Below are 13,558 nucleotides of genomic sequence, written 5' to 3'. Positions count from 1 at the left end.
AAAGCGTTTGAACAAACGGGGAGGTTCTAATGCAACACTTATTTTTAATGGAGTTTTTTGGTCGAGGACAGAGCGGTCGATCGTATGCGGTGACTGAACGCGTGCGTTTATTTAAAGCATTGCAGAAAAATGTGCGATTAGTCACGTTTGACTACAATCCACAATACAATGACATTTGGCAGGCGGTTGCCCCGGATTTAGAGGCAAACCATTTAAATATGATGGCGTATTATCAGGGGGATGTCATTAATGGTGGTGTGCGGGTTGAAAGACTACATGATCATCAACAGGTGACATTGGTTGACCGTATGTTTAATCAAAGTGATCGCTTGGTTGGTGAAATTTACTATGGCCTGGATAATAAGACGGTTTCGCGACGGGTAGCCATTCTGTATAACGCTGATGGTTCCGAGCGAATCCGACTGTTATATCAACAAAATAAAGTGGCCCAAGTTCATTTTTGGCAAGCCGGCCAGTTGCAAGTGATGAGTTTCACAGCTTTGGTTCGTCAGTTTTTGCAGGAAATCACGGCCCAGGAACCGAGCGTTATTTATGCCGATGTGTTGGAAGAAGAAATGACGCAAGCCTATCTTGGGGTAAGCAACGCAGTGGCAAAGGTCGCCTATATTCATGCTGATCATCACGTTGGTCAACATCAAATTTTAGTTGGGTTCCGCAATTTGCTACGTTCGCGTCAATTTGATTGGATTGTTACCGGGACCCACAATCAGGCTGTTGATGTCCAGACGGAATGGCGGTGTCGGACAGCAGATATTGCCCCTGCGTCGATTACCATGCCCCAGTCAGTGACGGCGTTGGCAGACCGCCGGGCAATGTCAGTGGTGGTGGTGACTAGATTTGATCGCATTAAACGGGTTGAGGATATGATTGCAGCGGTAGTGCAGGCCCATCAACAAAATCGCGATATCAATTTGCAACTGTATGGCACAGTGACAGACCAAGCATATTACACGCAACTGCAAAAACAAGTCACGGAAGCCCATGCATCTAATTACATTACATTTAATGGGCCAACAACGGATGCGGTTGCGACCTTCCAGACTGGCCAATTGACGGTATTCACGTCTCGTACCGAAGGTTTTGGTCGGACGTTGCTTGAAGCGTTAGCCGCTGGCACACCAGTTGTGTCATATGATATTGATTACGGTCCGCGCGCTGTGATTGGTAAGGGGGGCAAGTTGGTATCAGATGGTCGGGTTGATTTGTTGGCGAATGCGTTAGTAATGGGACTGGCTGATCGCCACTGGCGCGAGCAAGCTAGTGAAGCAGCGCGACAACAGGCAATGCAGTATGATGCGCCACATATTACGGCCAAGTGGGCAGACTTAATTGCAGAATTGGAGCAGTGCGATGAAAATAATGCTGATTAATGAAAAAACGGACCATGTGATTGAGACGTTTAACCAGTTGAAGCGGCGCTACCATCACGTGCAGATTGTGAACGTCACAGAGGATGAACAGTATGCGGCACGGCAAGCCGGCGAATACGTACTGTACCGGCTTGCTGGGGTGCGTAAACGTCCGGCCACCACGTTGAATGATTTGCCGTTTGCAACGGACTATGCCATGGCTTATACGCCACAGGGTGAGTTACGAGTAACAGACATGGGACAAGAAATTGCCACATTGCAATTAATTGATTGGCAAAAGCAAACGGTCCGTGCCGTTAAATACATGGCCGCCGGCGCTAACTGGCAATTTGACTTGGTGGGTGAACGAGCAGAGGTAATTAAGCGCTGGATTCGTGATGAACGTTTGCGCACCATTATGATTCGTCTGACACAAAGTAACGGCAAGTTGGTGAAGAAGCTTTATAACTATGATGGCGACAGTCAACAACCGGTCAGTTTGAGTTTTCTTTATGACGGTAAACTCTATGCGAACGAAACAGATTACCTAACCAAAGCCTGCCAAGATATTTTTGATACACAAGACATCGAAATTTTACGATATCTAGGCTAATAGAAACACCGACTTATTTTGGTCGGTGTTTTTTAGTGCGGGTCGTGCTATCGCACGAGCAACAGGCACGGGTTGTATCCTACGCCGTTGTTCAAAAACTTGGCAACCGAATGGCGCGGACGCCATTCAGCAGGGCAAATAATTCCCCCTAATCCTTTAAGTCCTGTGTGGGCTTTTCTGAATAGCGCCGGCCATGCGGTATGTTGCCAATTTTTGAACGCTCCGGAGACAACCCATACCTGTTGCAGCAACCAAGTGGTTCTCTGTAATCTTTGAATGTCAATGTTCTGTGGTGTGATGGCGTAAGGGCAACAAAGACTATCAAGCAAACCGAGAATAGCTTGGCTGCTGGCATGGTGGGTGGGGTGTGACGTAGCGATTGATCGGGGTGAACTCACAAGTTCGGCCGACCGCCGGTTAGATAAGACGTTACGGACCTTGACTCTTCGCACAATTATTTGGGCACTAGCCGGTGCTCGCGCCGGCGGAGTTTACCCCGACCAATCTTTGGCGTAGTCACACCCCACCCACCATGTCTCGACGCAACGCGTCGACCGCCACCAAAACCAAAGTACACGTTATTTTTGTTCAGTAAAACCTAATTTTGCGTTATAATGATACCTCAGAAAGGGAGGTGTTTAACTTGGCTAGTTTATTAGATTTAGTCGATGATCTCGATGGTGTTGGCCCAAAGCGGGTTCAAGCGCTCAATAAACTTGGTATCTACACAATCGATGACTTACTTGGCTATTATCCAATGCGCTATAACGACTTAGCGATGAAAACGCCTGCTGAAACGCAAGATGGTGAGAAGGTAACGTTTAAAGGTGTTATCACGTCACCACCCGTGGTTAATCGCTTCGGGTATAAGAAAACACGGACTAGTTTCCGGCTGACAGTGGAACATGACACGATTATGGTGTCATTTTTTAATCAACCGTGGGTAGGGAAAAACTTAGAGCTTGGTCAGGAAGTGGCCGTCCATGGTACCTACGACAAGACGCGTCAAGGCCTGTCTGGTATTAAGTTAATGTCGCGGAATGGCGATGATGAAATGGAAGCAGTTTATCCATCTTCAAAAGAAATCAAAGCAAAGACTATTAAAGATTTAATTATTCAAGCACTGGGCAAGTATGGCGAATTGTTGCGGACAGATATCGTGCCGGCGTATTTACGAACACGATATAAGTTGATGAACCATCACGATACAGTCTTTGGTATGCACGCGCCAACGGATGGCCAAATTGCGACCGAAGCACGGCGCAGCGCGTCGTTTGAGGAATTTTTCGTTTTTCAAATGCGTCTGCAGGTGATTAAGTCAATGGATCGTGATAACCGTGGCCGGTCAATTAATTTCAACAATGATGAATTAAAGGCGTTTATTGCCACATTGCCGTTTGAACTCACGGATGCGCAAAAACGAGTCGTGAATGAAATCGTGCGTGACATGCGACGCCCGATTCATATGAATCGTCTTTTACAAGGAGACGTGGGATCCGGAAAAACAGTTGTGGCTGCGTTGGCGATGTATGCTGCAATTACTGCTGGGATGCAGGCAACTTTAATGGCGCCAACTGAAATTTTGGCCCAGCAACACGCTAAAACGATTGGTAACTTTTTTGATCCAGATAAAGTGCGAGTTGAGTTGTTAACGGGTTCAACAAAAACGGCGGCTCGACGCCAAATTTTGGAAGATGTCGCAAACGGTGAAGTGGATATTTTGATTGGAACGCACGCGTTGATTCAACCTGATATTGCTTTCCGTAATCTAGGGTTAGCGGTTATTGATGAGCAGCATCGCTTTGGTGTGCAACAGCGGGCGACACTCCGCGAAATCGGCATGAATCCGGATATCTTAGCGATGACAGCGACACCAATTCCACGAACGTTAGCCATCACAGCGTATGGTGAAATGGATGTGTCGATTATTGATCAATTACCAGCTGGTCGTAAACAAATTAAGACGTATTGGTTGCGTAGTAATGAGATGGAAAAAACAATCGCCTTTATTAGGTCCCAACTCCAGGAAGGCGCTCAGGCATACGTTGTGACACCGTTGATTGAAGAGTCCGAAACACTTGATGTTCAAAATGCCGAAGCTGTGTATGCGGAGCTATCGGAGTATTTTGCTCCTACTTATCGGGTCGGCTTATTACATGGACGGCTATCGAATCAAGAAAAAGAAGACGTTATGGCGGCTTTTAAGGCAAATGAGTTCCAAGTGTTAGTTTCTACCACGGTAATTGAAGTCGGCGTGGACGTGCCAAACTCGACGGTCATGCTCATTTTGGATGCGGATCGTTTTGGATTATCACAACTACACCAATTACGTGGTCGTGTTGGTCGAGGTAGTCGCCAATCCTATACCTTCTTAATTAGTGATCCAAAAACGCAATACGGTATTGATCGCATGGAAGCAATGGTTGCCACAACGGACGGATTTGTCTTAGCACAAAAGGATTTGGAGTTGCGTGGTGCCGGGGATATCTTAGGTAATCGTCAATCTGGTGTGCCAGAGTTCCGCGTCGGGGACCCGATTGCAGACTTGGCGATGATGACAGTGGCACAAGAAGAAGCCATTGAAATTGTGGCAAAACCAGATTGGGACAAAGACCCCGAGCTAGCACCACTGGCGGATATGCTGTCAGAAACCATGGCTCGTTATCGTAATTTTGATTAAAAAATTGGCGCCTTTTACTTTTACCCAGTCCTAAAAGTATGTTAGATTTGTTCTAGCATTTATTTAAGTTATTTTTTGAATCCGAGAGGAAATGTAATTATGTTTAAGATTGCCATTGACGCAATGGGAGGGGATAACGCCCCAGAAGCAATCGTTGCTGGTGTTGAGCTAGCGCGTGACCAAATGCCTGACACGGAGTTTTTGTTGTTTGGTCAATTGGACAAGGTGAAGCCTTTCGTTAAGAATGAGGACCGCTTGACTTTGGTACAAGCAGATGAAGTTATTGCGATGGCCGATGAGCCAGTGAAGTCAATTCGCCGCAAGAAGCAAAGTTCATTAGTTTTGGCCGCACAAGCGGTTAAGAATGGTGATGCGGATGCCATTTTCTCAGCCGGTAACACAGGGGCCTTGTTGGCCGCCGGTATCTTCATTGTTGGCCGTATCAAGGGAATTGATCGTCCGGCTTTGATGACGGCGTTGCCAGCGTTTGATGGTCCGCACGATGCTTTCGTGATGATGGATATGGGTGCCAATGCGGAAAACCGTCCTGCACACTTGTACCAATATGGTATTTTGGGTTCATTCTACGCACACGAGATTTTGGGTTACGATGCCCCACGTGTTGGCTTGTTGAACAACGGAACTGAAGAAGACAAGGGTGACCAAGTCCACAAGGAAGCGCACCAATTGTTGCGTTACGGTTCAGACCACAATTTGTTGAACTTCGTGGGTAACGTTGAAGCACGCGAAGTTTTGCAAGGCCCTGCTGACGTTGTGATTGCCGATGGTTTCTCAGGTAATGCCACGTTGAAGTCAATTGAAGGAACGGCCTTGTCGTTGTTGAAGTTGCTTAAGGATACCATTATGAGTGGTAGTCTTAAGACGAAGATGGCTGGTGCGATGTTGAAGCCTGCGTTGAAGGGCGTTCAAGCAAAATTGGACTACTCACAGCACGGTGGCGCCGTTGTTATCGGGGTTAACGCACCGGTTGTTAAGACACACGGTTCAGCTGGACCAGATGCAGTTGCGAACACGATGAAGCAAATTCACACGATGCTAGAAGCTGATTTGGTGGCCAAGGTGCAAGCGTTTGTTGCCGATCACAAGGAAGATTTGGCAGCGCGACCAGAGAATGATGTGGACGGCGCCGCTGAATAGCGTTAAACTAGGTAGAGTTAAATATTCGAATAGGAAACGGAATCATGGAACGACAAGAAATCTTAAACAAGGTCATTGAACTAGTTGCGGACCACTTTGAGTTGGACCCAGCTAAGGTGACTGGTGAATTAAACTTTTTGACAGACATCGATGCCGATTCAATTGATTTTGTTGAATTGGTATTGGAGATGGAAGACGAATTTGGTGCAGAAATCTCTGACGAAGACGCTGAAAAGTTGATTACCATCAACGACACGGTAGATTATATTGCCGCACGCGTTTAACTAACAGTTAAAAATTAACCATAAATCCCAGCAAGCTAACCCAACGTGGTTTAGTAGTTGCTGGGATTTTTGTGTGTTGGGAAAATTTGCGTGCGCTGGTTAACAAACTCTGAAGAACCGTAATATAACACGGTTTTCTCTGGTATAATTAAACAGTATATCTAGAAAGGAAGTCTTATGTTTAAACAACTACAAGCAGAACTTGCATTATCCTATAATATCCACTTTAACGATGTGTCATTGTTGGAGGAGGCATTAACGCAAGCAAATTATATTAATGAACATCCAAACTACACGGGAAATGATTACCAACGTCTTGAATTTTTAGGTGACGCCGTGATGCAACAATCAACCGCCGTCTATCTATTTAAGCGTTACCCAGAGTGGGATGAAGGTCGATTGACAGAGTTGCGGATTTCGATGGTCCAAACCCGGGCGTTTGCAGCTTTGTCACGTGAGTTGCATCTCGATCAATATGTGCAATTGGGCCGTGGTGAGGAATTATCGGGCGCTCGTAATCGTGATTCACTGTTAGAAGACTTATGGGAAGCGTTTATCGGTGCGTTATTCTTGGATCAAGGTCAAGATGTCGTGATGCACTTCCTAGGTGAAATCATGTTTAACAAGATTGATGAAGGATTCTACGATCGTTTCGTGGATTACAAATCGAAATTGCAGGAGCATTTGCAACGTCATGGTAGTGTCAAAATTACGTACACTAAGTTGGGCGAGCGACCTGTAGAAAATAATGAACAAATTTTTACAGTGCAGGTTGCCGTGAATGATCAAGTATTGGCAACAGGCGAAGGAAAATCAACAAAGGAAGCAGAAAAGGTCGCTGCACGGGCAGCGTACCAAACATTGACGAAAAACTAGGGAATTGGTATGAAACTAAAAACATTGGAGATTAGCGGCTTTAAGTCATTTGCTGATCGCACCAAGATAGAATTTATGCCAGGTATCACTGGAGTTGTAGGACCAAATGGTTCCGGTAAATCAAATATTATCGAAGCCGTTCGCTGGGTAATGGGTGAGCAGTCCGCCAAGGGACTACGTGGTGACAAAATGTCGGACGTAATTTTCGGTGGGACATCACAACGTGCGCCGTTGAATCGCGCCGAAGTTTCAATTACGTTCGATAATACCGATCGTTATTTGAATTCCGACTACTCTGAAATTCGGATTACGCGTGCACTATATCGAAATGGTGATTCAAAGTACCAAATTAATGGGACAACGGTTCGCTTAAAAGATATTCACGAATTATTTATGGATTCCGGGTTGGGACGCGAAAGCTTTTCAATCATTTCACAAGGACGTGTTGAAAGTATTTTCAGTGCGAAGCCAGAAGAACGTCGGTCAATCATTGAAGATGTGGCTGGAGTTTATAAGTATAAGCAAAATAAAGACAAGGCTGAAAAAGAGCTGACTGGTGTGCAGGATAACTTAAACCGGGTGCAAGATATTTTGTATGAGTTGGAAAATCGGGTGGCCCCATTAGCTGAGCAATCAGCAAAGGCGCAAACGTATTTGACAACAAAAGCACGGTTTGACCAGTTAGATCAGTCACGCTTAGTGTTGGAATTAACGGACTGGTACACTGAGCAAGCAGACATCAAGGCCCAATTAAGTCGGGCTGAAGATGAGAACGACACACATGCGGAATCGGTTAAGGCGCATACTGACGCGTTAGCAGCGATGAAGCAAGCTCGGACGGAAGCTGAAGAAAAGCAGCAACAAGCACAAGCTGAATTATTGCGATTGACGACTCGTGCGGAACAATTGGTTGGCGAACAAAAATTGCAGGCGGAGCGTTCCAGTAATCGGTCAAACGTAACTCGAGAACTCGAGACGCAACTGGCTCAAGTTGAAACTCGTTTGACGGAACTACGTGCAACGGAGGCAAACCGGCAAGACACAATGACGGCGGAGACCGAACAGGTAACAAAGCTAGAAGCAAATATTGCGACGTTACAGGCGTCACACCCCCGCCAACAGTTGACTCAGGTAACGGCGGACATTGAACAACTACGGGCAACCTTAGTTGAGACGATGCAATTGTTAACGACTGCTAAAAATCAACAGCAATTCTTAGCCCAAGAAAATGAGCGGAATGACGCTGAAAGTGAGCGGTTGACGCAACGTCAGAATCAATTGACGATGCAAATGACCAATGCTGAAGCCACAGTCGCAACCGCACAAACCAACGTAGCTGAAACGACGGCAACTTTGGCTAGTGCGCAAGCTGAATTTACGCGCTTGCAGCAGTTGGGCAAACAGTTAGAGGAACAAAGTCAAGCACGCCGCCAAGAGTGGTTTAGCAAGATGGAGGAGGATCAACGTCTGTCAACGCGTTTGCAGTCGTTGAGTCGTCTATCTGAAAATTATGAGGGCTATTTCCAAGGCGTACGTAACCTCATGAAGGCCAAAGAAAATTTTCCAGGCATTCACGGTGTGCTGGCTGAGTTAATTTCAGTTGCATCAACGCATCAAACAGCTATCGAAACGGCGTTGGGTGGTGCTTTACAAAACGTGGTTGTCGCGGATGAACAGGTTGGTAAGACGGCAATTAGTTATTTGACGCAGCACCGTTTGGGACGTGTGACATTTTTGCCATTAACAACAATTCGCAAACGTGAGTTGCAACCGGCACAAATTCAGACTGCTCAGGGACAAGCTGGCTTTGTTGGTGTCGCAGCAGATTTAGTGAAGACAGATAGTGCGTATCGCCCCGTCGTACAAAGTTTGCTCGGGACAACTGTCATTGTCACAAACATGGATGCGGCTGTGCCTATGGCTCGAGCCTTACAACATCGCGTACGGATTGTGACCCTTGATGGACAAGTCATGAACGCAGGTGGATCGATGACCGGTGGTGCCAGTCGTAATCAAGGTAATGGTTTGTTGTCACAGCAAAGTGAAGTGGAATCATTGACGGAGCAGGTTGCGACGTTGCACACGCAAACGGAACAGTTGGAACGACAGGTTCGTGAGTTAGATGACGAACTGAAAGCAACAACGACGGCCTTTGGTGAGGCGCAAGATCAGGTGTTGGTGGCTAATGAAGCGGCACAAACGGCGACGGCGCAATTACAGGTGGCTGAAGAACGCTTGGCCCAAGTGCAAAAAGAGAAGTCGGCCTTAACGTATGAATTTAGTGTGTCATCGTCAGGTACGGTTGACCACGCGTCATTGGTGGCTGACAATCAACACGACATTGCGACTTTATCTGAGCAACAAGCAACACAACAAACACAGTTAACGAACTTGTTGGCTGAGCAGTCGGCATTGAGTGACAAGATGGCGACAGTTGATCAAGAATTAACGACCTTGCAAGCGCAACTCGCCACGGCCCAAGCTAATGTGCAGTCGGCTTCCGTTCGTCACGAAGATGTTGTGGAACAAATTCAGGCGGAAGAACAGCGCTTATCGGCATATCAGCAACAGATGACCGATTTGACGGCAGATCAAGGTGATGTCCAACAACGCCTAGCTAACGACTTGACCGGTACGTTGGCGGATAAGGAAGCGACCGAAGACGAGTTGACCGATTTGGCAACTGAGTTAGATGAGTTGCGCCAAGAAATTGCCTTAGCAGAAGGCGAGCTTGTGCAAGCGCAAGAAGCACAAACGGAAGCGATGACGAACTTGAGCCGTTTGAGCGGGCGACAGGGTGAATTACGTAGTGCGATTCAAGCCGGTGAACGGACCTTGGAAGAAACATACGATACGTCGTTCGAATACGCCAAGTCGCAGCTGCTGGTCATGCCAATTGCAGATATCCGTACGGAATTACAGGCGTTGAAAGTGACTTTGTCAGAAATTGGTAACGTTAATTTAACGGCGATTGATGAATATGTGGAAGTGAAAGAGCGTTTTGATTTCTTGACCCAGCAGCAAGATGACTTGGTTGCGGCCCGTGATAACTTGCGCCAAACAATGTCGGAAATGGATGAAGAAGTCGAAACCCGCTTCAAGGAAACGTTTGACGCTGTGGCAGAACATTTTGCTGGCATTTTCGTTAAGATGTTTGGGGGCGGTCAGGCGAAGTTAGAACTGACGGATCCGACGAATTTGCTAACAACTGGGGTTGATATCAAGGCCCAGCCACCTGGCAAAAAATTCCAACAAATGAGTTTGTTGTCGGGTGGTGAAAAGGCGTTGACAGCAATCAGCCTGCTTTTTGCGATTTTGGAGGTCCGGCCCGTACCGTTTGCGGTACTTGATGAGACTGAAGCAGCGCTGGATGAAGCGAACGTTGATCGATTTTCACGTTATTTGCATGATGTGAATGATCGGACACAGTTTATTGTGATTACGCACCGTAAGGGAACGATGACAAACGCCGACGTTCTGTATGGGGTGACAATGCAAGAACCAGGTGTTTCAACGATGGTTTCAGTAAACTTGATGGCACTCGATGAGATGACATCAGAAAATTAACGGGGAAAAAACAATGGGATTGTTTGATTTTTTTAAGAAAAAGCCAGTAGCGCCAAAGGTTGTTGTGGAAGTGCTTTACCCACAGACATGGGAAAATGGTGAGGCGCCTGTTGAACCAACGGCACTCGCCGCAGAAGTGTTACAACCAACACCTGGCCAGGCAGTTGAAATTCAAGTACCAAGCCATACCGCTGTCGAAGACGTTGCGCCAGTTGCTGAAGTTGCTGAGACTGTAGAAACAGAAACAGCGGTCACATCAGAGACAAACTTGGATGAAGGCTTGACGAAAACACGGAAGACGTGGTCTGAACGTTGGAATGCGTTTATGGCAAACTTCCGATCGGTTGATGAGGATTTCTTTGAAGAACTTGAAGAAACGCTTATCGGGGCCGATGTTGGCGCGCAGACAGCGTTGCAATTAACGGATGAGTTGCGCAATGAAGTTAAGCTACAAAATGCGAAAAGCAAGGCCGATATTTCGCGCGTCATTATTGATAAGCTAGTTGAACACTACCGGAGCCAAGGGGTTAACGAAGATGCGTCAATGCATTTTGCACCTGAGGGACCAACTGTAATTTTGTTTGTTGGGGTTAACGGGGTCGGTAAGACAACGACAATCGGTAAGATGTCAGCACGATATAAGGCCGAAGGTAAGAAGGTTGTGCTAGCGGCAGCGGACACGTTCCGTGCCGGTGCCACGCAACAATTGCAAGCCTGGGGTGAACGCAATGGTATTCCGGTTGTGGCTGGCGCTGCTAACGCTGACCCAGCCTCTGTGGTCTATGACGGAGTGAAGACGGCGATTGAAACCAACGCTGATATTCTCTTTGTCGATACGGCGGGCCGTTTGCAAAATAATGTTAATTTGATGCAAGAATTGGCGAAGATGAAGCGCGTTATTACGCGTGAGTTGCCAAATGAACCACAAGAAGTGTTGTTGGCTTTGGATGCAACCACTGGTCAGAACGCGCTCCAACAAGCACGTCTGTTTAAGGACTCAACAGATGTGACGGGAATTGTTTTGACGAAACTTGACGGAACTGCCAAGGGTGGTATTATCTTGCCAATTCGTAACGAGCTACACTTGCCAGTTAAGTGGGTTGGTTTGGGTGAACAAGTTGGTGACTTACAACCGTTTGATGCGGATGATTTTGCCAAGAGTTTGTTTGGTAGCTTATTGATTGGAGATGACAAGTAATGGAATTAGAGAAAAACACGCGCTTGAATGCCTTGTTTGATTTCTATCAACCGTTACTGACGTCAAAGCAAAATGATTACTTGCAACTGTACTACGCGGATGACTACTCACTTGGCGAAATTGCCGAAGAATTTGAGGTATCACGCCAAGCCGTGTATGATAATTTAAAGCGTAGTACCCAGTTATTGGAAGATTACGAAGCAAAACTTCACTTGTTTGCAGATTATCTGCAACGACAAAGTGTGGCAGCACAATTAAATGATTATATTCAAGAAAAGTATCCGAATGACGCTGAGTTAACCCGATTAGCTGAACGTCTGGTAACATTAGAAGAGGAGTAAAGCATGGCCTTTGAAGGTTTGACTGAGCGATTGCAAAACGCATTGAGCGGGTTGCGTCGCAAGGGGAAGGTGACAGATGCGGACTTACGCGAGACGATGCGTGAGATTCGTTTGGCATTGTTGGAAGCCGACGTTAACTTTACGGTTGTTAAGGACTTTGTTCGTAACGTCCGTGAAAAGGCGGCTGGTGCCAAGGTATTGGAAGGATTGAATCCTGCCCAACAAATCGTTTCAATCGTTAACGATGAATTGACGGCGATGATGGGTGAGTCAGAGGTGCCATTGAACGTTTCTGACAAGATTCCAACGGTTATCATGATGGTTGGGCTGCAAGGTGCTGGTAAGACAACGACGGCTGGTAAGTTGGCCTTGAAGTTGAAGTCTGAGCAGAACGCACGGCCATTGATGATTGCGGCCGACGTTTATCGTCCAGCTGCCATTGATCAATTGAAGACATTGGGTGAGCAAATTGATGTGCCGGTCTTTGAGATGGGGACTGATGCCGACCCACGTGATATTGTTCGCCAAGGGTTGGCTAAGGCAGCGGAATTGAAGTCAGACTATGTCTTCATTGACGCGGCTGGTCGTCTGCAAATTGACGAAGCTTTGATGCAAGAGTTGGCTGATGTTAAAGAAATTGCGCAACCAGATGAAATTCTACTGGTTGTCGATGCTATGACTGGACAAAATGCGGTTGAAACGGCTGAAGGCTTTAATGAGCGATTAGACGTTACCGGTGTCGTTCTAACCAAGTTGGATGGTGATACCCGTGGTGGAGCAGCTTTGTCAATCCGTGCCGTAACAGGGAAGCCAATTAAGTTCGTCGGACAAGGTGAAAAGATGACGGATTTGGATATTTTCTATCCAGACCGTATGGCTAGCCGTATCTTGGGTATGGGTGACTTGCTAACGTTGATTGAGAAGGTCCAAAAGGACTTTGATGAGAAGCAAGCTGCTGAGACGATGGAAAAGATGAAGTCAAACACTTTTGACTTCAATGACTTCATTGATCAAATGGACCAAGTGCAAAACATGGGGCCAATTGAAGATTTGTTGAAGATGATTCCGGGGATGGCAAATAATCCAGCCTTGGCTAACGTTAAGGTTGATCCAAAGGATATGGCCCATTTGAAGGCCATTGTGATGTCAATGACGCCAGCCGAACGTGAAAATCCAGATTTGCTGAATCCGTCACGCCGTCGCCGTTTGGCAGCGGGTGCCGGACGTCCAATTGTCGAAGTTAACCGCATGATCAAGCAATTCAACGAGATGAAGAAGATGATGAGCGGGATGATGAATGGTAACATGGGCGGTATGGAACAAATGATGAATGCGATGGGCGGTGGTAACATGCCCGGAATGCCTGGTGGCTTCCCTGGAATGGGCGGCGGTATTAAGGGCAAGATGGCCAACATGGCGATGAAGCAAATGGCTCGCAAGATTCAAAAAAATAAGAAGAAGCGTCGTTAAA

10 protein-coding genes are annotated in these 13,558 nt (G+C 46.7%); all 10 read left to right on the top strand.

Annotated features, from left to right (window positions below; genetic code table 11):
* Positions 1–29 precede the first annotated feature (29 nt).
* The 10 genes from ACJ28U_RS08695 to ffh all read left to right on the top strand — a co-directional run bounded on the left by ACJ28U_RS08695 (position 30) and on the right by ffh (position 13,557).
* Positions 30–1,391 carry a glycosyltransferase gene (locus ACJ28U_RS08695; protein WP_407618990.1) on the top strand — a complete coding sequence of 454 codons (1,362 nt, stop codon included), beginning with the start codon at positions 30–32 and terminating at the stop codon, positions 1,389–1,391.
* Complete coding sequence (locus tag ACJ28U_RS08690) at positions 1,381–1,983, top strand: hypothetical protein (protein WP_407618989.1); 603 nt, start codon at positions 1,381–1,383, stop codon at positions 1,981–1,983. The genes ACJ28U_RS08695 and ACJ28U_RS08690 overlap by 11 nt, the downstream gene beginning before the upstream one ends.
* Before the next feature lie 643 nt (positions 1,984–2,626).
* On the top strand, positions 2,627–4,663 hold the full coding sequence (gene recG / locus ACJ28U_RS08685) for an ATP-dependent DNA helicase RecG (protein ID WP_099087508.1): 2,037 nt from the start codon (positions 2,627–2,629) through the stop codon (positions 4,661–4,663).
* Between the two features lie 99 nt (positions 4,664–4,762).
* Positions 4,763–5,821, top strand: a complete 1,059-nt coding sequence (gene plsX / locus ACJ28U_RS08680; RefSeq protein WP_407618988.1) for a phosphate acyltransferase PlsX — start codon at positions 4,763–4,765, stop codon at positions 5,819–5,821.
* 44 nt (positions 5,822–5,865) lie between these two features.
* Positions 5,866–6,105, top strand: a complete 240-nt coding sequence (acpP, locus tag ACJ28U_RS08675; protein WP_010372814.1) for an acyl carrier protein — start codon at positions 5,866–5,868, stop codon at positions 6,103–6,105.
* A 177-nt stretch (positions 6,106–6,282) separates the two neighbouring features.
* A complete protein-coding gene (rnc, locus tag ACJ28U_RS08670) occupies positions 6,283–6,981 on the top strand; it encodes a ribonuclease III (RefSeq protein WP_099087506.1) in 699 nt (232 codons plus the stop codon).
* 9 nt (positions 6,982–6,990) lie between these two features.
* Positions 6,991–10,548 carry a chromosome segregation protein SMC gene (smc, locus tag ACJ28U_RS08665; RefSeq protein ID WP_407618987.1) on the top strand — a complete coding sequence of 1,186 codons (3,558 nt, stop codon included), beginning with the start codon at positions 6,991–6,993 and terminating at the stop codon, positions 10,546–10,548.
* 13 nt (positions 10,549–10,561) lie between these two features.
* Positions 10,562–11,746, top strand: a complete 1,185-nt coding sequence (gene ftsY / locus ACJ28U_RS08660) for a signal recognition particle-docking protein FtsY (protein WP_407618986.1) — start codon at positions 10,562–10,564, stop codon at positions 11,744–11,746.
* A complete protein-coding gene (locus tag ACJ28U_RS08655; RefSeq protein WP_010372824.1) occupies positions 11,746–12,087 on the top strand; it encodes a putative DNA-binding protein in 342 nt (113 codons plus the stop codon). Before ftsY ends, ACJ28U_RS08655 begins: the two co-directional genes overlap by 1 nt.
* 3 nt (positions 12,088–12,090) lie before the next feature.
* Positions 12,091–13,557, top strand: a complete 1,467-nt coding sequence (gene ffh, locus ACJ28U_RS08650) for a signal recognition particle protein (protein ID WP_407618985.1) — start codon at positions 12,091–12,093, stop codon at positions 13,555–13,557.
* Position 13,558: the final 1 nt, after the last annotated feature.

The sequence above is a fragment of the Weissella sp. MSCH1 genome, from assembly GCF_045799135.1.
In the GTDB taxonomy this organism is placed as follows: domain Bacteria; phylum Bacillota; class Bacilli; order Lactobacillales; family Lactobacillaceae; genus Weissella.
The sequence above is the reverse complement of the archived record's forward strand: the minus strand, read 5'-3'. Positions and strand labels throughout refer to the sequence as shown.

Excerpts from the sequence above, each read along its gene's own strand:
- ACJ28U_RS08695 (WP_407618990.1), top strand. The coding sequence starts at position 30 with ATGCAACACTTATTTTTAATGGAGTTTTTTGGTCGAGGACAGAGCGGT.
- ACJ28U_RS08690 (WP_407618989.1), top strand. The coding sequence starts at position 1,381 with ATGCTGATTAATGAAAAAACGGACCATGTGATTGAGACGTTTAACCAG.
- plsX (WP_407618988.1), top strand. The coding sequence starts at position 4,763 with ATGTTTAAGATTGCCATTGACGCAATGGGAGGGGATAACGCCCCAGAA.
- acpP (WP_010372814.1), top strand. The coding sequence starts at position 5,866 with ATGGAACGACAAGAAATCTTAAACAAGGTCATTGAACTAGTTGCGGAC.
- rnc (WP_099087506.1), top strand. The coding sequence starts at position 6,283 with ATGTTTAAACAACTACAAGCAGAACTTGCATTATCCTATAATATCCAC.
- smc (WP_407618987.1), top strand. The coding sequence starts at position 6,991 with ATGAAACTAAAAACATTGGAGATTAGCGGCTTTAAGTCATTTGCTGAT.
- ftsY (WP_407618986.1), top strand. The coding sequence starts at position 10,562 with ATGGGATTGTTTGATTTTTTTAAGAAAAAGCCAGTAGCGCCAAAGGTT.
- ACJ28U_RS08655 (WP_010372824.1), top strand. The coding sequence starts at position 11,746 with ATGGAATTAGAGAAAAACACGCGCTTGAATGCCTTGTTTGATTTCTAT.
- ffh (WP_407618985.1), top strand. The coding sequence starts at position 12,091 with ATGGCCTTTGAAGGTTTGACTGAGCGATTGCAAAACGCATTGAGCGGG.